This is a genomic window from Pseudomonas fluorescens, assembly GCF_041354075.1.
Lineage (GTDB): Bacteria > Pseudomonadota > Gammaproteobacteria > Pseudomonadales > Pseudomonadaceae > Aquipseudomonas > Aquipseudomonas fluorescens_CE.
The window spans coordinates 53,106-75,496 of the sequence record NZ_JARZGC010000001.1 but is presented as its reverse complement, the minus strand read 5'-3'; the positions used below and the strand labels follow the sequence as shown (position 1 = coordinate 75,496).

The 22,391-nt window shown below is 63.5% G+C and carries 18 protein-coding genes; 6 read left to right on the top strand and 12 right to left on the bottom strand.

What is annotated here, in order from left to right:
* Window positions 1-1,104, bottom strand: coding sequence for an FAD-dependent monooxygenase (locus tag QIW53_RS00370; protein ID WP_371047732.1), 1,104 nt, complete (start codon window positions 1,102-1,104; stop codon window positions 1-3).
* A gap of 184 nt (window positions 1,105-1,288) precedes the next feature.
* Between QIW53_RS00370 and QIW53_RS00365 the strand changes: the two genes are divergently transcribed.
* The gene (locus tag QIW53_RS00365; protein WP_192301686.1) at window positions 1,289-2,338 is read left to right on the top strand and encodes an NAD(P)-dependent alcohol dehydrogenase; all 1,050 of its coding nucleotides are present in this window, start codon (window positions 1,289-1,291) and stop codon (window positions 2,336-2,338) included.
* Between the two features lie 74 nt (window positions 2,339-2,412).
* Entirely contained in the window at window positions 2,413-3,600 is a 1,188-nt protein-coding gene (locus QIW53_RS00360) for an MFS transporter (protein WP_371047731.1), read from the top strand.
* Between the two features lie 16 nt (window positions 3,601-3,616).
* Here QIW53_RS00360 and QIW53_RS00355 read toward each other — a convergent pair whose 3' ends face one another.
* From QIW53_RS00355 to QIW53_RS00325, 7 genes are all read right to left on the bottom strand, one after another.
* Complete coding sequence (locus QIW53_RS00355; RefSeq protein WP_192301687.1) at window positions 3,617-4,018, bottom strand: ExbD/TolR family protein; 402 nt, start codon at window positions 4,016-4,018, stop codon at window positions 3,617-3,619.
* A gap of 1 nt (window position 4,019) precedes the next feature.
* Window positions 4,020-4,745 carry a MotA/TolQ/ExbB proton channel family protein gene (locus QIW53_RS00350; protein ID WP_371047730.1) on the bottom strand — a complete coding sequence of 242 codons (726 nt, stop codon included), beginning with the start codon at window positions 4,743-4,745 and terminating at the stop codon, window positions 4,020-4,022.
* A gap of 82 nt (window positions 4,746-4,827) precedes the next feature.
* A complete protein-coding gene (locus tag QIW53_RS00345; RefSeq protein ID WP_371047729.1) occupies window positions 4,828-5,637 on the bottom strand; it encodes an energy transducer TonB in 810 nt (269 codons plus the stop codon).
* Window positions 5,638-5,711: 74 nt separating this feature from the next.
* Complete coding sequence (locus QIW53_RS00340) at window positions 5,712-6,773, bottom strand: ABC transporter substrate-binding protein (RefSeq protein WP_371047728.1); 1,062 nt, start codon at window positions 6,771-6,773, stop codon at window positions 5,712-5,714.
* Between the two features lie 56 nt (window positions 6,774-6,829).
* Complete coding sequence (locus QIW53_RS00335) at window positions 6,830-7,216, bottom strand: 2Fe-2S iron-sulfur cluster-binding protein (RefSeq protein WP_371047727.1); 387 nt, start codon at window positions 7,214-7,216, stop codon at window positions 6,830-6,832.
* Window positions 7,217-7,235: 19 nt separating this feature from the next.
* Entirely contained in the window at window positions 7,236-8,957 is a 1,722-nt protein-coding gene (locus QIW53_RS00330; protein ID WP_371047726.1) for an FAD-dependent oxidoreductase, read from the bottom strand.
* On the bottom strand, window positions 8,950-9,942 hold the full coding sequence (locus QIW53_RS00325; protein WP_371047725.1) for an ABC transporter substrate-binding protein: 993 nt from the start codon (window positions 9,940-9,942) through the stop codon (window positions 8,950-8,952). The genes QIW53_RS00330 and QIW53_RS00325 overlap by 8 nt, the downstream gene beginning before the upstream one ends.
* 297 nt (window positions 9,943-10,239) lie before the next feature.
* On the opposite strand from QIW53_RS00325, the gene QIW53_RS00320 reads away from it, so the two are divergent.
* Window positions 10,240-11,463: an MFS transporter gene (locus QIW53_RS00320; protein ID WP_371047724.1), complete on the top strand. Its 1,224-nt coding sequence runs from the start codon at window positions 10,240-10,242 to the stop codon at window positions 11,461-11,463.
* 130 nt (window positions 11,464-11,593) lie between these two features.
* Here QIW53_RS00320 and QIW53_RS00315 read toward each other — a convergent pair whose 3' ends face one another.
* Genes QIW53_RS00315 through QIW53_RS00300 form a run of 4 tightly spaced genes read right to left on the bottom strand, consistent with a single transcriptional unit; the run spans window position 11,594 to window position 16,426 of the window.
* Window positions 11,594-12,616 carry an aldo/keto reductase gene (locus QIW53_RS00315; protein WP_371047723.1) on the bottom strand — a complete coding sequence of 341 codons (1,023 nt, stop codon included), beginning with the start codon at window positions 12,614-12,616 and terminating at the stop codon, window positions 11,594-11,596.
* 46 nt (window positions 12,617-12,662) lie between these two features.
* Window positions 12,663-14,453 (bottom strand): ABC transporter ATP-binding protein, encoded by a 1,791-nt coding sequence (locus tag QIW53_RS00310; RefSeq protein WP_371047722.1) that lies wholly within the window; start codon window positions 14,451-14,453, stop codon window positions 12,663-12,665.
* A complete protein-coding gene (locus tag QIW53_RS00305; protein ID WP_371047721.1) occupies window positions 14,450-15,445 on the bottom strand; it encodes an ABC transporter permease in 996 nt (331 codons plus the stop codon). Before QIW53_RS00305 ends, QIW53_RS00310 begins: the two co-directional genes overlap by 4 nt.
* Window positions 15,446-15,448: 3 nt before the next feature.
* Window positions 15,449-16,426 (bottom strand): ABC transporter permease, encoded by a 978-nt coding sequence (locus QIW53_RS00300; RefSeq protein ID WP_371047720.1) that lies wholly within the window; start codon window positions 16,424-16,426, stop codon window positions 15,449-15,451.
* 365 nt (window positions 16,427-16,791) lie between these two features.
* On the opposite strand from QIW53_RS00300, the gene QIW53_RS00295 reads away from it, so the two are divergent.
* The 3 genes from QIW53_RS00295 to QIW53_RS00285 all read left to right on the top strand — a co-directional run bounded on the left by QIW53_RS00295 (window position 16,792) and on the right by QIW53_RS00285 (window position 22,360).
* Window positions 16,792-18,381 (top strand): ABC transporter substrate-binding protein, encoded by a 1,590-nt coding sequence (locus QIW53_RS00295; RefSeq protein WP_371047719.1) that lies wholly within the window; start codon window positions 16,792-16,794, stop codon window positions 18,379-18,381.
* Window positions 18,382-18,449: 68 nt separating this feature from the next.
* Window positions 18,450-19,658 carry an SfnB family sulfur acquisition oxidoreductase gene (locus QIW53_RS00290; RefSeq protein ID WP_371047718.1) on the top strand — a complete coding sequence of 403 codons (1,209 nt, stop codon included), beginning with the start codon at window positions 18,450-18,452 and terminating at the stop codon, window positions 19,656-19,658.
* Between the two features lie 158 nt (window positions 19,659-19,816).
* A complete protein-coding gene (locus QIW53_RS00285) occupies window positions 19,817-22,360 on the top strand; it encodes a TonB-dependent receptor plug domain-containing protein (RefSeq protein WP_371047717.1) in 2,544 nt (847 codons plus the stop codon).
* The last annotated feature ends 31 nt before the right edge of the window (window positions 22,361-22,391 follow it).

Sequence of the window (22,391 nt, the reverse complement as noted above, 5' to 3'; positions counted from 1 at the left end):
TTAGATAGGTGTCAGCAGCGGCGTGTAGCTGCGCTTGTAGAGCCGGTCGCCCAGCACTTTGAGAATGAAGTTACGCGCAGGCGTCGGCAGCGTGCGCATCTTGTCGCGCGCGACACATTGTTTCTGCACCCAATCCACCCTGGGCTTGCGTCTCGCGCTGTAGGCCTGCAACGCCGACGCGATGTCCTGATGCGCCGCGAGGGCTTCGGCCAGCGCCAGTGCATCCTCGAGGGCCATGCCGGCGCCCTCCGCCATGCTCGGCGATGACGCGTGTGCCGCGTCGCCGATGAGCACGGCGCGGCCTCGATACCAGTCCTGCATCACCACCTGCTGGATACTGCCGAAATGCGTGTCCTGCCCGGCCTGGGCGAGCAATGGCAACAGCGGCTCGGCGAAGTCGGCGAACAGGCTTTCGAGCGAGGCGTGCCGGACGCGATCGGCGTCCGCTTCGGCCAGTGCCATGTCGGCATAGACGTAGACCTGTTCGCGGCTGACAGGGATGGCCAGCAAGGTGCGCCCCTTGCCCAGCATCGCCGTCCAGCCGTCGATGCCCGGGCTGTTGTGCGTGATGAAGCGCCAGCAGACATTGCCGACGTACGACGGCTGTACCGACGGGAAGATCATCCGGCGAACCGTGGAGTCGATGCCGTCGGCGCCGATGACCAGGTCATAGGTGGCCGTGGTGTCGTCGGAGAAAGCCACTTCGCACGCCTCGGCGGACGGCATCATACCAGTGATCGAAACACCGAACCGGGTCCGGGTGCGTTCCAGCGCGCCACGCAGGATCGCGTGCAGCGCATTGCGCGGCAGCGACAGGCAAGGCCCGCAATCCCGCCAGAAATCCTGGGTATCGGTGACGGTCAGCATTCGTCCACGCTGATCCATGATGCGTTGCGTGTGGATGACCGCCGCGACAGCGCGCACCGACTCCAGCAGCCCCAATTGCTCAAGGGCCCGGCCGGCGTTCCCCGGCAGATAAAACCCCATGCCGCCGGGCGTTTCATCCTGGCGTCGTTCGATCAGGTCCGGTTCCAGGCCCCGGCGTTCCAGGGCCCTGGCCATGGCGAAGCCGGCAATGCCGCCGCCCACTATCAGTATCCGCATTCCCGTGTCCTTGAGTCTTTGAACATAAGCGATGACGCCATCATAACCTGCAGAAATGACAACCCGTGCCAGGGGACCGGCCAACACTCATAGAATCAGGCAAGCAATCCACAGGAATGGTCTACAGCGAATCCGCGGCATGGACAGAGAATGGGCATCCGACTTACTCAATCAGGAATTTCCCATGCTTGTACACGCCTACGGTGCCCATGCAGGTGACAAACCCCTTGAGCCCATGCAGATCAACCGCCGCACGCCCGGCGCCCATGACATCCAGATCGATATCGCGTTTTGCGGCATTTGCCATTCGGACCTGCACCAGGTGCGTGCGGAGTGGGCAGGCACGCAATTTCCCTGCGTACCGGGGCATGAAATCGTCGGTCGCGTCGCCGCAGTCGGCGCCCATGTGACGGATTTCAAGAAGGGCGACCTGGTCGGTGTCGGCTGCATCGTCGACAGCTGCAAACACTGCGACGACTGTGAGTCCGGCCTGGAAAACTACTGCGACGGCATGGTCGGCACCTACAACTTCCCGACCCCGGACGCGCCCGGCTGGACACTCGGCGGCTACGCGCAAAACATCGTGGTGCATGAGCGTTACGTCCTGCGCATCCGCCATCCCGAAGCACAACTGGCCGCCGTAGCGCCGCTGCTGTGTGCGGGCATTACCACCTACTCGCCACTGCGGCACTGGAACGCCGGGCCGGGCAAGAAAGTCGGCGTGGTCGGCATCGGCGGCCTGGGTCATATGGGCATCAAGCTGGCGCATGCCATGGGTGCGCAGGTCGTGGCCTTCACCACGTCCGAGTCCAAACGTGAGGCGGCCCGGCAACTGGGCGCCGACGAAGTGGTGGTGTCGCGCAACGCCGAAGAAATGGCCGCGCATGCCAAGAGCTTCGACTTCATCCTCAACACCGTCGCCGCGCCCCACGACCTCGATGCGTTCCTGGTACTGCTCAAGCGCGATGGTGCGTTGACGCTCGTGGGCGCTCCCGCCTCGCCGCATACCTCGCCGAACGTGTTCAACCTGATCACCAAGCGCCGCACGATTGCCGGCTCGATGATCGGCGGCATTCCCGAGACCCAGCAGATGCTGGATTTCTGTGCCGAACACGGCATCGTCGCCGACATCGAGCTGGTGCGCGCCGACCAGATCAACGCGTCCTATGAGCGCATGCTCAAGGGCGAGGTGAAGTACCGTTTCGTGATCGACAACGCCACACTCGCCGGCTGAAGCCCCTCGATAAAAACACCCCTTCCCCGCGCCCCCGCTCCAGGGGGCGCGATGCTTTGCGCAGGATTCAAACCATGACCCATCACCCCCGACAATCATGGGGCGCGGTATTCGCCATGTCCCTCGCCGCCTTCGTTCTGGTGGCCTCGGAGTTCATGCCCGTCAGCCTGCTGACGCCCATTGCGGCAGATCTGCACGTCACCGAAGGACAGACCGGCCAGGGCATCGCCATGTCCGGATTGTTCGCCCTGATCACCAGCCTCCTGATCGCCTCGGTGGCAGCGCGAGTCAAGCGCAAACCATTGCTGCTGTCGCTCACGCTGCTGATGATCGTTTCTGGAACGGTGGCGGCGTTCGCACCGAACTACACGACATTCATGCTCGGCCGCGCCCTGATCGGCATCGCCATCGGTGGTTTCTGGTCGCTGTCGGCAGCCACCGCGATGCGCCTGGTGGCCGAAGATCAGGTCACCCGGGCGATGGCCATCGTCAATGGCGGCAATGCCCTGGCGACGGTGATTGCCGCACCGCTGGGCAGTTTCCTCGGCGCGCTGATCGGCTGGCGCGGGGCGTTTTTCTGTATCGTGCCGGTCGCGATCCTCGCCGGCCTGTGGCTCTTGATCAGCTTGCCAACGATGAAAAACACCGCCAGCGCCGGCAACGCGAATGCCTTGCGGTTGATGAAAAGAGTGCCGGTCGCGCTGGGCATGGTCGCGGTCAGCGTATTTTTCATGGGCCAGTTTATGTTGTTCACTTACTTGCGCCCCTTCCTTGAAACCGTCACCCACGTCAGTGTGTCCATGCTCTCGCTGATGCTGCTGGTGCTGGGGTTGGCGGGCCTGGCCGGCACCTTCCTGATCGAAGCGTTCCTCAAGGTCGGCCTGCATCGCACCCTGATCGTCATCCCGGTACTGATGGCCATGATCGCACTGGCTCTGGTGTCCTTCGGTAGCTCGGCGATCACCACCACTGTCTTGCTGGGAATCTGGGGGCTGGTGGCGACGGCAGCGCCAGTGGGTTGGTGGACATGGCTGGCGAAAACGCTGCCGGACGATGCAGAAGCAGGAGGCGGCTTGATGGTCGCCATCGTCCAGCTGGCCATCGCGTCTGGCGCGACCGTGGGCGGCCTGGTGTTCGACTTCAGCGGCTACCGCGCGACCTTCGAATTGAGTGCCCTGTTGCTGGGGGTGGCGGCGGTTCTGGCGTGCCTGTCTGCACGTGCCGCGTTGCGGGGCACGCCTGCGGTGGCGAACCCTGCATGAACCGCCGCTCACGCCCCTACTTCGCGGTAATCACTGACAATTTGGTGATTCCTGCCCGTTCGATCGACGCCATGGCCCGCGCCACTTCGCCGTAGTTCACCCCGTTATCCGCCTGCAACTGGACACGCAGGTCGGCGTTTTTTTCCCTGGCGGATTTGAGGTTGGTTTCCAGCAGGTCCGGCTGAATCTCGTCCTTGTTGATGAACAGCTTGCCCTTGTCGTCGATGCTCACCACCAGCGGGTCTTTCTGTTCCACCGGTGCCACCGCTTCGGTCTTCGGCAGGTTGATCGGGATCGAGTTGGTCAGCAGCGGCGCGGTGACGATGAACACCACCAGCAGCACCAGCATCACGTCCACCAGGGGCGTGACGTTGATTTCACTCAGCACTTCATCGCTGTCTTGGGTGGAAAAAGCCATCTCAGGACGCCTCCTTCACTGTTTGCCCGGTCGCGGTGGCGGCGGATTTTTTGTGGGCCGGATGCAGCAGTACGCGGAAGGCGTTCTTTTGCGCCAGGCTGTAGAAGTCGTGGGCGAAGTCGTCGAGGTCGGCGGCCGTGAGTTTCAGGCGCCGCAGGAAGTAGTTGTAGACCAGCACCGCCGGGACCGCGACGGCGATTCCCACGCCGGTGGCGACCAGCGCGGCGCCGATGGGGCCGGCCACGGTTTCCAGGCTGGCCGAACCGGCCGCGCTGATGCCCTTGAGCGCGGACATGATGCCCCAGACCGTACCGAACAGGCCGATAAAGGGCGAGGTGCTGCCGATGCTGGCGAGAATCGCCAGGCCGGTTTCCAGCGAGCGGCGCTCACGCACGATCTGCTGGCGCAGGGCGCGCTCGAGGCGGTCCTGGTGATTGATCGCCTGGCTCAGGTCGGTGGCCTGCGCCCCGTCCGGCACCTGGATCGCGGCATACCCGGCCTGGGCGACACGGGCGGCGGCACCGGGTTGGTCGTGGGCCAGTTGCGCGGCGGAATCGAGGCTGGAAGCAGCCCAGAATTGTTTGTGGAAACGCCGGTCCTGATTCTTCAGGCGGGTGAACTGCACGCCCTTGAGCAGGGCCAGGCCCCAGGTGGCGACAGAAAAGACAATCAGCAGCCAGATGACCGCGTGTTCGATGGATTCGAAAGGGGAAGCGATGAGGTTCATGGTCGGCACTCCAACAAGGCATTAGTCGTTTGTTGCGATGCGCCTTTTGTCAGGTGGCCCGCGATGTCAGTCAGCAATTGCGTCATTTGATCTTGAAGTCGATGGGCACGCTGACCCAGCCGTCCTGGGCAACATCGCCCTGCTTGGCCGGGACGAAGCTCCAGCGTTTGACCGCAGCCAGTGCGGCGTCATCGAGCTGGTCGCGGCCACTGCTTTTCTGGATCTGGATCTCCCCGGGCTTGCCGCTGGCCAGCACGTGCACGCGCAACAGCACCGTGCCTTCCCAGCCGCGACGCATCGCCAGCGACGGGTATTCCGGGGCCGGGTTCTTCAGGTAAGCGGCACTCGCCGAGGCCGGGGTCACCGGTTTCGGTGCGGGCGGTGCCGGGGGTGCAGGCGCGGCGACCGGAGGCGTCGGAACCGGTGGCGCAGGTGGTTGCTCCAGCGGTTTGGCCACCGGCTTGGGCACCGGTTTCACCACCGGCTTGGGCTTGGGAACCGGTTTGGGCGGTGGTGGCTTGACCGCCAATTCATCCTCCACCGGTGGCGGTGGCTCGACGAAGGGCTGCACGATTGGCTCGGGCGGTGGCGGCTCCACCACAGGCGGCGCCGGCTGCGAGAACTCGATGGTCATGGGCGGAATTTCCGGCGGCACGATAGGCAGCGCCGGCGTCGGTGTGTTGTTCACCCAGACGATCACGGCACCGTGCAGCACCAGGGCGAACACGCCGAGCAGCGCCGCTTCACGACGGCTCAGTATGCGTTTGGGCGTGCTGTGCAGGCGTGATTGCGACAGTGGGCCGAGGTAGACCCGCCCGAAGTCGAGCAACTCACTGCCCGGCGCTTGACGCCAGGGCGAATTCAGCGTCGGGACGGTTTGGACATTGCCCATTTTTAATCCTGTCAGTGTTCAGTGATGTCGAAGAGAAACGCCGGCCCCAGTCCGGCGTGTCCATGCCGCCGGTGTCAATCCAGCACGATCTGGTCTTTGATTGCCTGGGCCTGCTGCAACGGCGCCGGGTCTATCCAGCGGTCGAAATCGAAGTCCTTGTCGATGAAGCCTTCGGTGAGCAGGAAGTCCTTCTGCCGGCGCAAGCCTTCGACGTAGACCTCAGACAGCGTCGGCTCGAATGCCAGATGCACCTGCTCGCCGAACGCCAGTCGCACGCTCGCCTCGTCGGTGGCAGTTTCGGCGGCGATGGTGGTGACCACCTCCTGCGGATGTGTCTTGGCCCATTCGTGGGTTTTCAACAGCACCGCCAGGTAACGCGCGACGATGTCCGGCGAGTCGATCAGGGTCTGACGGTCGACGGTGATCGGCCGTGGCGAACCGGCGCTCAGGCGCAGCAGCGGGTCCTTCTGTTCGTTGATGTTGATGATCGGGCGCAGCCCCTGGGCCAACGCACGGGCGCTGCCGGCGCCCTTGATGAAGATCGCGTCGACCGTGCCGTTGAGCAGCGCCAGGGTCGGGATGGCGTGATGGTCCTCCCGGGTCTTGGAGACTTCCTTGAGGTCCCATTCCGGCGCGGCGATATCGACGAATTCCACGCTGTCGCGGGGCACGCCGCCCAACTGCAATGCCGTCAGCAAACCGCGCAGGCCTTCGGCGCGACCGACGTCCACCAGGTCACTGGCCGCCTTGCGCACCACGCCGAGCTTGCGCCCGCGCAAATCCGCGACGGTGTGGATGTCGCTGTCGCCCCGCACGAACACCTGCTGTTGTTCGTCGACCCAGGTGATCCCCACCACGACGGTGTCCTGGCCCAACGACCGCGCCCAGATCGGCGGCACGTTTCCGCCTTCGCGGAAGCTACCGGCCAGGCTGTGGCGGAAATGCGATTCACGTACGGCCCGGTCTTCGGAAGCACGGATCGAGTCGAGCTTGATGCCGTGACGGGCAAATTCGTTTTGCAGCCAATGCTTGTGCTGGGCGATGCCCGAGGTGGTCGGCACCGGGCAACGGGTGTACCAGATTGCCGTGGGCTGTGTGTTGGTTTCCGGTGCGGTTTTGCGCAAGGCTTCAGACATGGTTCAACTCCTGAAAGGGTTCACGGGGTGATTGGAAATGCAATCCCGACAGGCAGTCAGGTGGTTGTTGGAATGCGGTGCCCGGTGGCCGCTTTAGCCACACGCTCGGGCTTGACTCTAACGAGGCTGAGTTCGACGACCGTGTCGTGCAGCGCAAGCTTGGGCTTGGCCGGTTCGATGCGTATGCCGTCGTGCAACGCCACCGTGCAGGCCAGTTTGACTTCGCCGTCGATGCGCATCGCACACAGCTTGCACAGGCCCCGGCGGCACGACAGCGAGTAACCGAGGTTGGGTTCGAACACCCGCTGGGCGTATTGCAACGCGGTACTCACCGACGCCCCTTCCCAGCGGTCGATGCCAAGGCCGAGCCCGGCCGGCGGCGGCAAGCGGATGTCCAATTGTCGCAGTTCACCGTCGCGGTACAACGTCAGGTGCATCAGCATGCAACACTCCTTGAAGGCGTCATGGTCGTGCCACCCACGGAAAGGCGACGGCCCGGGTACGGCGCACCAGCACGCCCCCTTCGTCGTTCACCAGTGAATGGCTGAGCACGCCGCTGTCGGCGTGTTTGTGATCGTGACGCTGATGGGCGCCAATCGAATACTCGCGCCCCCTGGCGCCCAGCAACGCCGACTCGATCACCGTGAACGCCGCCTGACACTCCAGCGCATCGCTCCAGTCACGGTTCCACATCCGGTCAGGGGTGCGGCACGCCAGTTGCGGCAACACGTTGTTCCTGAGGTCGGCCAATTGCGCCAAGCCTTCGTCCAGCGCCTTGGCGCTGCGTACCGGGCCAAGGGCGCGTTCAGCCAGCTGCGAGAGACTTTCCTTGAGCTCAAATGGCGCGATGCCACTTGTGCGTTGGAACGGCGCGAGGGTCACTGCCACGGCCTCGTCATCATTCTGTGCCCGACGATCCCGGGCCCGGCGCTCCCGGGCATCGTTTGCGGCTGCCTGGCCGGCCACACGGCCCTGCACCAACACCTGCGCCCCGGCATTGCCGGACAGGCGATTGGCGCCGTGCATGGCCCCGGTGACTTCACCGCAGGCAAACAACCCCGGCACACCCGTGGCCGCGCCGGTATCGACCTGCACGCCGCCCAGGGAAAAATGCGCGGCGGGCGCCACTTCGATGGCATAGCCCTGCTTGATCCGCTCCACCAGCGGGGTCATGTCAAAACCTTCCCACTGCCAGTGCGCGCTGATCGAGCGCGAGGTGCTGGGGAAGTTGTCGATGATGTCGTTGGGCAAATGCTTCCACGACAGGTACACCCCGCCGTTGGGGCTGCCACGCCCCTCGTAGACTTCCGTGGCGCTGGCGGCCGACACCATGTCGCGGGTCGCCAGTTCCATGCGCTGCGGGTCCCAGCGCGCCATGAAGCGTTCACCGAAGCGATTCATCAGCCAGGCATGCACGCCGCTTTGCGGTCCGAGAATCCATGGGAACTGCAAACCGCGCCAGAGCGCCGGAGCGGTCAGGCAGCAGGGCAGAAACTGCATCATTTCCATGTCGATCAGGGTCGCGCCGGCCTCCACGGCCATGCGCTGCCCTTCCCCGGACAACTCTTCCGGCGCGGTGCGCAAACTCCAGTTGGACGTCGCGCCGCCGGTGGCGAGGACGGTGCTGTGGCCATGAATGCTCTCAACCGTGCCGCTGCGCCTATCCAATCCGAGTACACCGACCACCGCCCCCTCGCGCCGCAACAGTTGCGTCGACTGGAAGTCCTCGCGAAAACTCACTCCCGCCTGCTGGGCAATACGGGTCAAGGCACGCTGCATGTCGACGCCACTGATGTGCACGCCGCGCCCGCTGCTGTGACCGGGGGCGCGACGGTTGACGGTGAACTTGATGCCCCAGTCGATCAGCCGGCGCATCTCCTCGCCGATGCCGGTGACCATGCTCTGCACCAACGACTGATCATTGAGCCAGGAGCCGGCGACCACGGTGTCCTGCAGGAAGCGTTCCTCGGTATCGCTGGCATCGGCTTCCAGGCCAATGGCGACCAGGCTTTCGCCCGCGATCGAAACACCACCGCCCGAGGTGATGGTCGCGCCGCTGCGCCCCACCAGGCCCTTGTTCACCACCAGCACAGAAGCCCCCGCCTGGCGCGCATGATAGGCCGCGACCAGGCCGGCCGCGCCACCACCGAGAACGATGACATCCCAGGTCACCGCCTCAGTCATACACCCACGCCTCCACGGAGAATTCGTTGTCGATGAAGCCTTCCGCCAGCAGGAAACCCTTGAACGAATCGATCGCCTGCAACCCTGGCGCATCGATCGAGGTGCTGAACTTCAGATGCAGCTCCGGACCGAAAGCACCCTGCACGGCCTCTTCCGATACGCCGATTTCCTGAGCGACAAAGCGCCGGGTCTCATCGGGATGCTGCGCGGCCCATCGGGCGGCTTCAGCCACCGCCTCCAACAGCGACTGCACCAGGTCCGGGCGTTCCCGGGCCAAGGTGCCGTCCACCGTCAACAAGCGTGGCGTGCCGTTATTGATGCGGATCGCCGGGTCGGCATGGCCGCCGGTTTCACTGAGAATCACCGCGTTGAACTGATGGGCAAGGCTCAGGCCTTCGGCGCCCTTGACGAAGAACGCATCGATCTCGCCCTTGATCAACTGGGTGATTTCATTGGCATAGGGCAGACGCCGCACAAGCTGGGGCGGGTAGCCCGGCGTGGTGTCGCCCCACTGCGCAGTGCCGGTGGCGACGTCGACAAAACGCACGGCCTCGCGGGCAATGCCGGCAACCTGCAAGGTCGACAGCAAGCCCTTGAGCGCCGTGGCGCGCTGAAAATCAATGATGCCCGGCGGCTGGCGTGGCAGGCCGAGGCGCTTGCCCACCAGTTCGGCGACCGTGCGCACCCCGGAGGACGGCAAAGTGATGACGGCCTGGAATTCGTCGATCCAGTTGATGCCGATCAGCCGCGTATCGCGGCCATTGGCCCGGGCATGGATCGGCGGGATATTGCCGCCCTGGCGAAAGGACCAGGGCTGGGTGTGATCGAAATGACTGGCGCGGACTTTTTCATCTGTCGAACTTTGCAGCGACTGCAGGCCGACCGACTTTGCCGCGAGCGTGGACTGCAAAAAGCCCAACTTCACGGCCAGCCCCAAGGGCGTCGGCGTCGGGCAGCGGGTGTACCAAAGATTAAGGTCGGTCATAACATTCGCCATTAAAAATATGACAGCACGTCGCAACTAAGAGCGACGACCTGAAACTACAAACATAATGACGGACGTTGTCGCACGGCATTGAAAAAGCGCTTTATACAAATAAAAACAGCTCATGCCCCGTGCGAGGTGAAACGAGTGTAAAGGAAACTAATTGGCGCCACATAGATCGTTAAGTTCTGAGTTTATGACTGCGTTTCAATTGACAGCACCCGATGCATTGCGCAGATTACATCGCGTTTTCAGCCCTACCTTCTGCTCTGCACTTTGTCTGGATATAACCTATTTATGTCTGCTCTTTCGTTGTGGCTGAATAATTTCACTCCCCTGCAATCCGCGCACACTCGAACTTACCTTGGCGGCCAGTCGGTATCGATGATCGGCCTCTGGCTGCAACAAACGGCGATGGCACTTCTGGTGTATCAACTGTCGGACGGGCAGGCGTTTGCGCTGGGGGTCAGTGCGCTGTGTTCAAGCCTTCCCATCCTGATGTTCAGCCTGTTCACCGGCGCCCTGGCCGACCGTTATGACAGGCGCAAGCTGTTGATCGGCTGTCACCTGGTGGAAATCGCCCTGACCTTCGTGATCGCCGCACTGATCCAGACCGGGCAGGTGCAACTGGCGCACCTGTTCTTTTTTGCCTTTCTGATGGGGTGCGTCAACTCGGTGTATTTCCCGACGCAGCAGGCGTTTCTGTTCGACCTGGCGGGCCTGGACAACATTCGCAAGCTGATCAGCATCAACTCGATGATCCTGAATGTCTGCCGCACCCTGGGGCCAACACTGGCGGGTTATCTGGTGGCGCAGGTGGGCATGTCGGCGGCCTTCTGGGCCAACGGCTTGTCGTACTGGGTGGTGATTGTGTCGCTGATGTCCCTGCGTCAGGTCCAGCAACGGCAGCCCGATGCCGGTGAAAAAGTCTCCCTTGGCGAGGCGGTGGCGCATATTCGCCAGACCTTGACCCTGCGCAATATCTACATCTGCAGCGCGGCGCTGACCATGTTCGGCCTGGGCACCCTGGCCCTGCTCCCGGCGGTGGCCCAGGGCGATCCGCAGCGCACCGGTCTGCTGCTGGGCGCTGCGGCGGCGGGGTCGCTGGTGTATGCGTTTTTTCTGTCGCCGGTGATCAGCCACATCCGGCGCATGGGCCTGACGCTGTCGCTGACCCTGGTCTGGATGGGCGGCTGGCTGGTGGTCTCGGCGCTGTCCAGCCTGCTTTTCCTGCAACTGTTCGCGCTGTTCATGTTCGGACTGGCCACCTCGCAGGCGATGGTGACCTGTACCAGCCTGGTGCAGATCCTCTCGCCCGCGACCATGCGCGGCCGCCTGATGGGGTTGTTCAGCATCATCGGCTTCGGCCTGCAGCCCTTGGCCACCCTGGTCGCCGGTTACATGGCCGATCGCCTGGGCGTGGCCACCACCATTGCCTTGTGGGGTCTGGTGGCGGTCACAATTGCCAGCCTGCTGTTGGTACAACCGCAATGGCGGCATTGGAACCTGGCAAAAAACTGATCCGACACCCACCTGTGGGGCAGGGATCGACATCAAGATTCAGTGCGGGAACGAGCCTGCTCGCGAAAGCGAACCGCCATCGAGCAGCGATATCGCCTGTAAGCCCCTTCGCGAGCAAGCCCGCGCGTCATCAGACCCGCGACTTACGCCCGGCAAACGGATGGCTCGGGTCGTTGTAACCCGGCGTCGAAGAGTGACCGGTGATCACCAGGTCGTCGATAAAGGCTTCATCTTCGGCGGTAAAGGCGTAGTTCAGTGCCGGCACATAATCATTCCATTGCTCTTCGGTACGAGGCCCGGCAATCGCGGAAGTGATCAGCTTGTTGTTCAGTACCCAGGCCAGGGCGAACTGGCCCGGGGTGATTCCGCGCGCCTGGGCGTGGTCCTTGACGCGCTGCGCCAGGTTCAGCGACTCGGGGCGCCATTCGGTCTGGTGCAGGCGCTTGTCGTTGCGCCCGGCGCGGGTGCCTTCGGAGGGCGGCTGGCTCGGATCGTACTTGGCGGTGAGCACGCCACGGGCCAGCGGGCTGTAGGAGACCACGCCAATCCCGTAGTACTCGGCCGCCGGCAGGTGCTCGTTTTCGATTTGGCGGTTGGCCAGGTTGTACAGCGGCTGGCTGGCTGCCGGGCGCTCGATGCCCAGCAGGTCGGCGGTGCGGCTGAATTCGGCGAGTTTCCAGCCACGATGATTGGACAGGCCATAGGAACGGATCTTGCCCGCCCGAATCAGGTCCGACAACGCGCGCAGGGTCTCTTCCACCGGCGTCGTATGGTCCTCGCGATGCAGATAGAACAGGTCGATGTAATCGGTGTTCAGGCGTTTCAGGCTGGCCTCCACCGACTGAATCACGTTGTGCCGCGAAGCACCGCGATCATTGGGGCCCAGCGCCCCCGGGTTCGGGTTGACGAACTTGGTCGACAGCACCCATTGCGAACGCCGCTCGGCGATCAGGCGGCCCACGGTTTCTTCCGAAGCACCGCCGTTGTAGCCGTTCGCGGTGTCGATGAAGTTGATGCCCTGCTCGTACGCCTTGTCGACAATTCGCCTGGCCACCGCATCGTCGGTCTGCCCGCCAAACATCATCGTCCCCAGGGTGATGGGCGACACCTTGATCCCGTTGCGGCCCAGGTTGCGGTACTCGATAGCGCTCATGTTCACTCCCCTAATGGTCTTTTCATTGGTTATTCAAACAACATCACTAAATTGCAAAGCGCGATAACAGCAAGGCCACCGGCAGGTCCTGCCAGACGGCATCGCTGTAGGGCACCGACTCGTCGTCGGCCACCGGATAACGCGGGACCGGCACCGAGCCAATCAGTTTCTTCGTGTAGTCATGGCGGGCGTTTTTCCAGATTCCGTCATGGGCGCCCTCCTCGACGATCTTGCCGTCGTGCATCACCAGCACACGGTCGGCCATGTACTTGACCACCGACAGGTCGTGGGAAATGAACAGGTAGGACAGGCCGAATTCTTCCTTCAGATCCGCCAGCAGATTGAGGATCTGCGCCCGGACCGAGACGTCCAGCGAGGACACCGCCTCGTCGAGGATCACCAGCGAAGGCCGCAGGATCAGCGCCCGCGCCACGCCGATGCGCTGCCGCTGGCCACCGGAAAACTCGTGGGGGTATTTCCACACCGCCGAGGCCGGCAGCCCCACACGCTGGACGATGTCGAGGATGCGCTGGCTGCGCGCCTGGGCCTGTTTCACACCGTGATTCTTCAACACGCCGTCGAGGATGCGATAAACGCTGTGCCTGGGGTTCAGCGACCCGTACGGATCCTGGAACACCATCTGCACGAAAGGCCGGTGGGCGCGCAGCTGTTTCTCGCTGAACGACGCGATGTCGGTGCCATTGAGCAGGATTGCGCCGGAACTGGAGCGAATCAGGCCCAGAATGGTTTTGCTCAGGGTCGATTTTCCGCAACCGGATTCACCCACCAGCCCGAGGGTTTCGCCGGGCCGGATCTGAAAGGACACGTCGTCGACGGCAGTGACCAGACCCTGGCGCGTCTTATACTCGGTGCGCAGGTGGCGTACGTCGAGGATGGGCCGTTGCTCGGCGTCACCCAGCGCGTCACGGGCGGTGGGCGCGCGGGGATGGCTCTGCAGATCGAACTCGATCAGGCCGTTGGCGCCGGGGCGCACGTTGATTTCCGGCAACGAAGCGCTGGCGTAATGCGACTCACTGTCCAGGCGCAGCGAAGCACCGAGCAGGCCTTTGGTGTACGGGTGCTGCGGCGCGGTGAAGATCGCTTCGGTGCTGCCGGTCTCGACGATCAGACCGTCGTACATCACCGCCACCCGATCAGCCCACTGCCCCACCACCCCCAGGTCATGGGTAATCAACAGCAAGCCCATGGCGTACTCTTCGCTGAGCTCCTTGAGCAGTTGCAGAATGTGCGCCTGCACCGTCACGTCCAGTGCGGTGGTCGGTTCATCGGCAATCAGCAGGCGCGGCTTGCAGGCCACGGCGATCGCGATCATCACCCGTTGGCGCTGGCCGCCGGACAAATTGTGCGGAAAGTCATCCAGGCGCGCCGCCGCGTTGGGAATCCGCACTTTCTTCAGCAGGGCCAGGGACTCGGCGCGAGCCTCCTGGCGCGACAGGCCACGATGGCGGCGCAGCACTTCACCGATCTGCTCGCCGATGCTCAGCACCGGGTTGAGCGAGGTCATCGGGTCCTGGAACACCATGGATATCTCGTTGCCGCGCAAGCCACGCATCAGCGGGTCACTGATGCCGGACAGGTCCAGGCCATCGAAATCCACGCGTCCCTCCAGTTCGGCGCGACCGCCGAGCAGGCGCATGATCGCCATCGCCGTGGTCGACTTGCCGCAGCCCGACTCGCCCACCAGCGCCAGGGTTTCGCCCCTGGCCACCTGGAAACTCACGCCTTTGACGGCCTGGTGATCGCCATAGCTGACGCGCAGATCAGCGACCTTGAGCAAAGCCTGGCGGTGGTCGTCAAGGTTGGCTACAGCATTCATGCAGTTCTCCCGCGCAGTCGTGGATTCAGGGCGCTGATCAAGGCGTCGCCCAGCAGGTTCAGGCTGAACACCGTGATCACCAGGGTCAGCCCGGGGATCGCGGTGAGGTACAGGGCGCTGCGCAACATGTCGCGACCGGTGCCGATCATGCTGCCCCAGCTGACTTTGTTCGGGTCGCCGACGCCGAGGAACGCCAGCGAAGATTCGGTGAGGATCGCCGAGGCGACGATCACCGAAGCGGTGATGATGATCGGCGGCAAGGCGTTGGGCAGGACTTCGCGAACAATGATCCAGCGCGTGCTGTAGCCGACGCTGCGGGCGGCGAGCACGAAGTCGGCGCTGAGCAAGGCGCGGAACTCGGCGCGCACCAGTCGCGCCACGGTGTCCCAGGAGGTCAGGCCGATGACGACGGCGATGATGGTCACGGTGGATTGGGTGATGGAGACCACGACCACCACCAACAGGAACGACGGTGTGGTCTGGAAAATTTCGATCAGCCAGGTCAGCAACCGGTCGACCTTGCCGCCGAAGTAACCCGCCAGCGCACCGATCAGCGTGCCGATCAGCACGCTGACCAGGGCGGCGGTCACGCCGACCAGCAACGACACCCGCGCGCCGTGGGCCAGACCGGCAGCCAGATCACGCCCCAAGGCGTCGGTGCCGAGGGGGAACTGCCAGTCCTCGCCCGGCGCCAGCAAGGGCTGCCCGGCCATGTCCAGTGGATCGCCGGGGTACAACAGCCCCGCCGCCAGGGCGACGAACAGGATCAACAGCAAGATCGCAGACCCCGCCACCGCCCCCGGCGAACGCAGCAGCGCCCGGGTCACCGGCCAGCGGCTGCGCTGATCGTCCGACTCGGGTGCAATGGGAACTGCCGACAGCGTGGCGCGGGGCAGCAGGCGCCCCAGCATCGTCGTGCCCAGTTGCTGGCGCCAGCCGGTCGACGCCGCACGCGAAGGTTGCAGGCTCACGTCCTGTAGATCGAGGCTCATGGTTCAGCGCCCTCTCAACCGGGAAGCGATGCGCGGATCAAGTCGAGTGTGCAGCCAGTCCACGAGGATGTTGGCGACGATCACGATGAACGACGACATCAGCAGGATCCCCAGCAACACCTTGTACTCACGGGCCTGCACCGCCTCCAGGGTCAGGCGGCCAATGCCGGGCCAGCCGAAAACGGTTTCCGCCACCGCCGCACCGCCGAGCAGGCCACCCAGGTGCGCCCCGGCCACGGTGGTCAACGGCAACAAGGCATTGCGCAGCACATGGCGCCAGGTGATGCGCCACGGCGACAGACCTTTGGCCCGGGCCGTGCGCACGTAATCCTGGGTCAACACTTCCAGCACCGAGGCGCGGGTCAGCCGGGCATAAATGGCGACGAAGAAACTGGCCAGGGTCAGTGCCGGCAGAATGGCGTACTGCAGTTTGTCGACGAACTTGTCCAAACCACTGAGCCCGGCGCCGATCGTGCCGTCGCCGCCGGCCGGCAGCCATTCGAGCTTGACCGCGAACAGCACGATGGCCATCAGGCCGATCCAGAATCCCGGTGTCGAGTACAAAACGAACGCCAGCGAAGACAGCACCCGGTCCGGCCACTTGCCGGCCCACAGCGCCATCACCACCCCCAGGCTGACACCCGCCACCAGGGAAATCAGCAAGGCCAGGCCCATCAGCAACAGGGTATTGGGCAGCCGCTGGGTGATCACATCGAGCACCGGAATGCCGTAACGCGGTGAATCGCCGAGGCTCAGTTGTGACAGGTGGCCGATGTAATCGCCGAACTGCGCCAGCGACGATTTATCCAGGCCGTACTGCTGGCGCAGCAACTGGGTGGTTTCCGCCGTCGCCGAGCCCGCCTCGGCCACCAGGGCGTCCACCGCATCGCCCGGCACGCTCTGCAGCAGGATGAAGTTGAGAATGATCACGCCGATGGCGGTGGGAATGGCCCGGACAATCGCACGGAAGAAAAACGGCATGCGCGCCCCGGAGCGAACACATTGAGTCACGCGTAAATAAAGATTACTGGCCGGCATCAAGTTCTCTGCACACAAGCGAATGGGGCGGGACGGGTTCAACGGCCAACACTAATACAGCAATTTTTAAAGCCGAACACTGAATAAAAAGTTCTAAACTTATTATCTGCCGGGGTTATTGAAACTGCGTTTAACGTTATAACTCGGCCACTTGAATACTTCGGAAACTATCCGCTAGGCTCGCCGCTCTGTTCTGATTCCCAACAGAACAACGACACACCCTCCATTTAATAAAACGCCGCTTTGGTTCTAACCATAGAACCGGAATCAGCGCGCACTCTTATTACTTGCTTTGCGAAAGGTGCAGCATGTCGTTAACCAGAAGGATGTTTATCAAGGATTCCATGATCCTGGCGGCGGGAACCGGCCTGTTGAGCCAGGCATCCGGGGTTTTTGCCGCGTTCGACGGCAAACAGACCCTGGTGGTGTCGCAGTTTCCCGAACCCACGGTGCTGACCAACGCACTCACCACCGACGGCACCATTTACACCGTCACCAGCAAGTTGTTCGACGGCCTGCTGTCCTATGACGCACAACGCCAGCCTGTTCCCCGCCTGGCCACCGACTGGCAGGTCAGCGCCGACGGCCTGGTCTACACCTTCAACTTGCGCCCCGGCGTCACTTGGCATGACGGCCAGCCGTTCGGCTCCCAGGACGTCGCCTTTTCCCTGCAGAACATCTGGCGCAAATTCAACTCGCGAGGCATCACCACGTTCGCCCCGGTGAGCAACGTTGAAACGCCCACGCCATTGCAAGTGGTGCTGACGCTGTCGACGCCAGCGCCCTACTTGCTCAGCGCCTTGTCGTCGACCGATGCCCAGGTCCTGCCCAAGCACCTGTACGACAGCGGCAACCCGCTGACCAACCCGCACAACATCCAGCCGATTGGCACCGGCCCCTTCAAATTCGAACGTTGGGACCGCGGTGTATCGATCAACCTGGTGCGCAACGAACAGTATTGGGACCCCGGCAAGCCGCACCTGGACGCCCTGATCTTTCGCATCATTCCCGACCTCACCGCCGCGTCGGCCGCCCTGGAAACCCAGGCCGTGCAACTGGCCTCGGTGGCCCTGAGCAACGTCAAGCGCCTGCGCGGCATCAGCCAGTTGCAGGTCAGCGAAATCAGTGCGCCCTACTCCCCGGGCCTGGTCGGGTTCGAGTTCAACCTGGAAAAACCGGTCTTCCAGGACGTGCGGGTGCGCCAGGCGTTCGCCCACGCCATCGACCGCGACTTCGTGGTCAAGAACATCTACTTCGGCTACGCCCAGCCGGCGTTCAGCACGATCCCCGCGAGCATGAGCGATTTCTACGACGACAGCGTGCCCCGCTACCCTTTCGACCTGGCGAAGGCCGAGGCCCTGCTCGAGGAAGCCGGGCTGAAAAAAGGCGCTGACGGCACTCGGCTGACGATCTACAACGACCCCAACCCGGCCAACGAAACCCTGCAGATTGCCCACTACCTGCGCAGCAACCTGGCAAAGATCGGGGTGAAACTGGTGATCCGTTCCCAGGATTTCCCCGAGTACGTCAACCGCGTCTACACCCGTCGCGACTTCGACACCACGCTGATCAGCGCCACCGCCGGGCCTGACCCGGTGATGGGCACCCAGCGTTTCTATCACTCGGCCAACTTCAAGCCCGGCATCGCCTTCTCCAACGGCGCGCGTTACGCCAACCCACGGGTCGATCAACTGCTGGAGCTGGGGCAGTCGGAAATCGACCCGGTCAAGCGCAAGGCCTGGTACGCCGAGTTCCAGCACATCGTGCTGACCGACCTGCCGAAGATCCCCATCATCTCGCCGACCGTGGTGGTGGTGACACAGAAACAGCTCAAGGATTTCTTCAACTCCTCGGAAGCGCTGTACGGCAATTTTGCCGATGCGAGTTACCAGGCCTAGATCCCGCAAGCCCACAGGGGACTGGGATTGGCTGAACCCTCCACCACTGCAAAGGAACAGGACTCACGATGACCGAAGCTCTTCGCACCGCCCACCCCCTGACGGTCGCTCCGCCCGCCAGCCCGGCCCATATCATCCGCAGCGACCAGGAAGCGGTGCAGGTCGCCGAGCGCCTGGCCGAGCAGTTCAAGCAGAACGCCCAAGTGCGCGACGTCGAACGGCAACTGCCCTGGCAGGAACTGGAGGACTGTGCCCGTAGCGGCTTGCTGGCGATCCGTGTGCCCCGCGAGTACGGCGGCGCGCACGTGTCCTACCTGACGTTGACCCGAGTGGTGGCCGCCATCGGCGAGGCCGACGCGTCGATCGGGCAACTGTTGTTGAGCATTGTCCTCGCCAGCAGCGTGATCGAAGCCGTCGGCCGCGAGGAACAGAAACGCCTGTTCTTCGGCAAGATCCTCCAAGGCTATCGCTGGGGCAACGGCCACGCGGAGGGCGGAAGCCTGCCGGCCGGCACGACCCGCACGCGGATCACCCGCGAAGGCGACCATTACCGGGTCAATGGTGCCAAGGCATACTCCACCGGCGCACTGTTTTCACAGTTGATTTCCATCGGTTGCGTGGACGACGACGGCCTGTCGAAAACCGCGGTGATCGATCGTCATGCCCCCGGCCTGACCATCATCGATGACTGGGACGGTTTCGGCCAACGCACCACCGCCAGCGGCACCTTGTTGCTGGATAACGTGCGGGTCGAACACAGCCACGTACTGGATTCGGAACAGGGCAAGACCCGCGCCAACACCTATGGCATTCCCGACCTGTTCCACAGCGCCCTGGACCTGGGCATCGCCCGCGCTGCGTTCAGCGACACCCTCGATTACGTACGCCATCACGCCCGTCCCTATGCGCGGACCGGTGTCGAGGCGGTGGCGGAAGACCCTTATGTGCTGGCGATCATCGGCGACGTGCACACGCGCATTCACGCCGGTGAAGTCGTGCTGGAGCGAGCCGCCGAGTTGTTCGACCAGGTCACTGCCGAACAGGGTCCGGGACCCTCCGCCCAGGTATCGTCGGCACTGGCGGCGGCGAAGATTCTCACCACCGAAGCGGCATTGCTGGCCAGCAACAAACTGTTCCAGCTCGGCGGCGCCAGCTCGACACGGCTCGAGTACGGTTTCGACCGGCATTGGCGCAACGCCCGCACCCACACGGTCCACGATCCGGTGGCATGGAAATTCAACCTGATCGGCAAGTATCACCTGACCCTTCAACGCTGATCCCTTACGCACTTCGACCCCAGGAGGCAAACGCCACCCACACGACCTTGCGCGCTTCACAGGACATGCACCCCCACTTGCCAGGCTAGAACCAGCCAGCGTCGACTCACTACTGCACACACAGAACATAATGCAGAGGCAATACCAGGCTCATTCCCATGTCTCAACTTCCATCCCGACGTCACACCCTCGGTGTAGTTTTCTCCATGGGCGCTGCCAGCCTCGCGCCCGTTGACACCGCCAGCGCCGAAACCGATTACGAGAAAGACCGACTGGAAACCGTGGTGGTCACCGGTTCCCGGGTCGAGACCACCGCCCTCAAGGCCCTGGCCCCGGTGCAATTGATCAAGGGCGAGGCCCTGCGCTCCACGGGGGCCAGCGACTTGCGCCGCGCCCTGTCGCTGGTCGCGCCGTCCTACATCAACATCAACAGCAACGGCGGCGCCCTGTCGAAGAACGTTGGCGGCTCCTCGCTGCGAGGGCTGTCGGGCAACCAGGTGCTGGTGCTGGTCAACGGCAAACGGCGTCACGGCACCTCGATGATCAACAACAGCGGCGGCGCGACCCTGGGCTCCTCCGCCGCAGACCTCGGGCTGATCCCGATCTCGGCGGTGGAACGGGTCGAAGTGTTGACCGATGGCGCAGCGGCCCAGTACGGCTCCGATGCGATTGCCGGGGTGATCAACGTCATCCTCAAGTCCTCGGCGTTCGGTGGTTCGGCGGACGTGTCCTATGGCGAGTACAACCACGACGTGTCCAAGGTCGGCAACCTGGGCGATGCGGGCGCCACCTACACCGGCGGGCTGAACTCGGGGTTTGCGCTCGGTGAAAACGGCGGCTTCGCCAACCTCAGCCTGTCGTACCTGAAAACCGGCGACAGCCACACCGTCGGGCCGTGGAAACAGCCGTCGCAAGCGATCTGGCAGATCTACGCCGCGCCCAACGATCCGCGTGAAGCCTCGGCCAACCGCAACGTGCCGGAAAACTACGAGGTGGTGCCGATCCAGGAAAGCACCAGTTTCGCCTACAACCTCGGGTTGCCGCTCAACGACAACCTGTCGCTGTATTCCTTCGCCACCTACAGCCCGCGCACCTCGGAGGCCAAGGGTTCGTTTCGCTCGGAAACCAACGCCACGGCGAACGTCGTGACCACCCCCGGCGGCTACAGTTCGCGCCTGCAGACCAAGGAAGAGGACCTGCAACTCAACGTTGGCCTCAAGGCCGAAGACCTGCTCGGCTGGGCCTGGGATGCGGGCCTCAGTTACGGGCAGAACCGCGCCGACATCAACATCCTCAACACCACCAACCCGTCCTTCGGCGCGCTGTTGCCGTTGCAGAACATGCACGCCGGCGACCTGACCTTCGCCGAGAGCATCGCCTCGCTGTCCGCCCAGCGCGCCTTCGACACCGGGCTGTTCGAGCACCCGCTGAACGTCACGGTCGGCACCGAATACCGCTACAACAGCCTGGAACTGGGCGCCGGCGAGTACTACTCCTATGCCGGTGGCGGCTACCGTTACCCCAACGATTATCCGGCGGTGAACCTGCGCGGCAGATTGGCGGGAGCCGGCTCGGCGTTCCTCACGGGGTTCAGCCCGCAGTTCGAATTCGACGAATCGCGGCACAACACGGCGTTCTACGTGGACTTTGCCCAGAAGATCACCGACAAGTGGGACAGCGGCCTGGCGGTGCGCTACGAGGACTACTCGGACTTCGGTTCGGCGGTGGCGGGCAAGTTTTCCAACCGCTACCAGTTCACCGAACAGGTGGCCTTGCGCGGCACCGTGAGCAACGGTTTCCGGGCGCCGTCCCTGGCCGAACAGAACTACCAGAGCGCGACGGTACAACCGGTCAACGACCCGATCACCAACACCTCGTACATTTCCTACTATTACGACACCCTGCGCCCGGACGCTCCCGCCGCCCAGGCGCTCGGGGCGAAGAAGCTCAAGCCGGAGAAGTCGACCAACGTCAGCTTCGGCCTGGTATTCACCCCGACCGATCGCCTCTCGGCCTCGGTGGATGTGTACCAGATCGACATCCGCGACCGGATCTTCCTCACCGGCGCCTTCAACGGTTTCAACAACGCCGCCGTGGCCCAGGCGCTGACCAGCGCCGGGTTGACCAGCCAACAGCAGGTACGCTACTTCACCAACTTTGGCGATACCCAGACCCGTGGCATCGAGTTCAAGCTCGACTACGACGCCGACTACGACCGCTTCGGCCGGGCCCACTGGGGCCTGAGCTATGCGCGCAACCGCACCAAGGTCAAGAGCGTCGATGACCCGGCGGTGCTGAGCAATGCCGGGCTGAGCCTGCTGGATCGCGAGCGCATCACCCTGCTCGAAGAAGCCTTGCCGCAGAACATCGTGCGCGGCTCCCTCGACTGGCAATTGGGCAAATTCCAGGTGCAGTTGACCGAGCACTACTACTCCAAGACCCGTGCGGTAAACAATGTGCTCAACCGCGCCCAGGACTCCACCACCAGCGACTCGTTCATCACCGATGCGGCCTTGAGCTACCTGGTCACCGACAACATCAAGGCCACTCTCGGCGCCAACAACCTGTTCAACAAACGCCCGCCGAACCAGCCCGACAGCCTGGCCTCGACCATCAACCATGAAGACCCCTACGCCAACCGCAACACGCCGTACGGCATTGGCGGCGGTTTCTATTACGCGCGCCTGAGCTACGACTGGTAAGCCCCTCGCCACCCGGCTCCCTGGCTCAGGG

Bases quoted from the DNA above. Each gene is read 5' to 3' on its own strand.
- QIW53_RS00340 (WP_371047728.1), bottom strand. From the start codon at position 6,773: ATGTCTGAAGCCTTGCGCAAAACCGCACCGGAAACCAACACACAGCCC.
- QIW53_RS00350 (WP_371047730.1), bottom strand. From the start codon at position 4,745: ATGAACCTCATCGCTTCCCCTTTCGAATCCATCGAACACGCGGTCATC.
- QIW53_RS00320 (WP_371047724.1), top strand. From the start codon at position 10,240: ATGTCTGCTCTTTCGTTGTGGCTGAATAATTTCACTCCCCTGCAATCC.
- QIW53_RS00300 (WP_371047720.1), bottom strand. From the start codon at position 16,426: ATGCCGTTTTTCTTCCGTGCGATTGTCCGGGCCATTCCCACCGCCATC.
- QIW53_RS00335 (WP_371047727.1), bottom strand. From the start codon at position 7,216: ATGCTGATGCACCTGACGTTGTACCGCGACGGTGAACTGCGACAATTG.
- QIW53_RS00310 (WP_371047722.1), bottom strand. From the start codon at position 14,453: ATGAATGCTGTAGCCAACCTTGACGACCACCGCCAGGCTTTGCTCAAG.
- QIW53_RS00315 (WP_371047723.1), bottom strand. From the start codon at position 12,616: ATGAGCGCTATCGAGTACCGCAACCTGGGCCGCAACGGGATCAAGGTG.
- QIW53_RS00360 (WP_371047731.1), top strand. From the start codon at position 2,413: ATGACCCATCACCCCCGACAATCATGGGGCGCGGTATTCGCCATGTCC.
- QIW53_RS00325 (WP_371047725.1), bottom strand. From the start codon at position 9,942: ATGACCGACCTTAATCTTTGGTACACCCGCTGCCCGACGCCGACGCCC.
- QIW53_RS00330 (WP_371047726.1), bottom strand. From the start codon at position 8,957: ATGACTGAGGCGGTGACCTGGGATGTCATCGTTCTCGGTGGTGGCGCG.
- QIW53_RS00295 (WP_371047719.1), top strand. From the start codon at position 16,792: ATGTCGTTAACCAGAAGGATGTTTATCAAGGATTCCATGATCCTGGCG.
- QIW53_RS00370 (WP_371047732.1), bottom strand. From the start codon at position 1,104: ATGCGGATACTGATAGTGGGCGGCGGCATTGCCGGCTTCGCCATGGCC.
- QIW53_RS00305 (WP_371047721.1), bottom strand. From the start codon at position 15,445: ATGAGCCTCGATCTACAGGACGTGAGCCTGCAACCTTCGCGTGCGGCG.
- QIW53_RS00345 (WP_371047729.1), bottom strand. From the start codon at position 5,637: ATGGGCAATGTCCAAACCGTCCCGACGCTGAATTCGCCCTGGCGTCAA.
- QIW53_RS00290 (WP_371047718.1), top strand. From the start codon at position 18,450: ATGACCGAAGCTCTTCGCACCGCCCACCCCCTGACGGTCGCTCCGCCC.
- QIW53_RS00285 (WP_371047717.1), top strand. From the start codon at position 19,817: ATGTCTCAACTTCCATCCCGACGTCACACCCTCGGTGTAGTTTTCTCC.
- QIW53_RS00365 (WP_192301686.1), top strand. From the start codon at position 1,289: ATGCTTGTACACGCCTACGGTGCCCATGCAGGTGACAAACCCCTTGAG.
- QIW53_RS00355 (WP_192301687.1), bottom strand. From the start codon at position 4,018: ATGGCTTTTTCCACCCAAGACAGCGATGAAGTGCTGAGTGAAATCAAC.